The following is a 524-nucleotide window of genomic DNA, read 5'->3' on the forward strand; positions in this document are numbered from 1 at the left end:
GCGGAACCCGGTGACTACATGACCGTCACCATGGGTCGCCAGCCGGTGATCATCACCCGCGACAAGCAGGGCGAACTGCACGGCCTGATTAACGCCTGCGCCCACCGCGGTGCCACCCTGTGCCGCCGTAAGCGCGGCAATAAAGGCACCTTCACCTGCCCGTTCCACGGCTGGACGTTCAAAAACGACGGCCAATTGCTCAAAGCCAAAAATGAGAAGAACGGCGCCTACCCTGACCAGTTCAAACAGGATGGCTCCCACAACCTCAAGCGTCTACCGCGCTTTGAAAACTACAAAGGCTTCCTGTTCGGCAGCTTGAGTGACGACGTACAACCGCTCGAACAACACCTGGGCGAAACCACCAAGGTCATCGACAACATCGTCGACCAAGCCCCCGAAGGCCTGGAAATCCTGCGCGGCACCTCGTCGTACACCTACACCGGCAACTGGAAGCTACAGGCCGAAAACGGCGCCGACGGCTACCACGTCAGCTCCGTGCACTGGAACTACGCCTCCACCATGGA

Annotated in this window: 1 protein-coding gene; it reads left to right on the plus strand. The window is 59.7% G+C overall.

Features of this window, described 5'->3' with window-relative positions; all coding sequences use genetic code 11:
• Nucleotides 1-18 precede the first annotated feature (18 nt).
• A partial coding sequence (locus tag CPA45_RS22585) for a Rieske 2Fe-2S domain-containing protein (RefSeq protein WP_279628840.1) occupies nucleotides 19-524 on the plus strand: 506 nt, incomplete at its 3' end.

The sequence above is a fragment of the Vreelandella nigrificans genome (genome assembly GCF_002374315.1).
In the GTDB taxonomy this organism is placed as follows: Bacteria; Pseudomonadota; Gammaproteobacteria; order Pseudomonadales; family Halomonadaceae; genus Vreelandella; species Vreelandella nigrificans.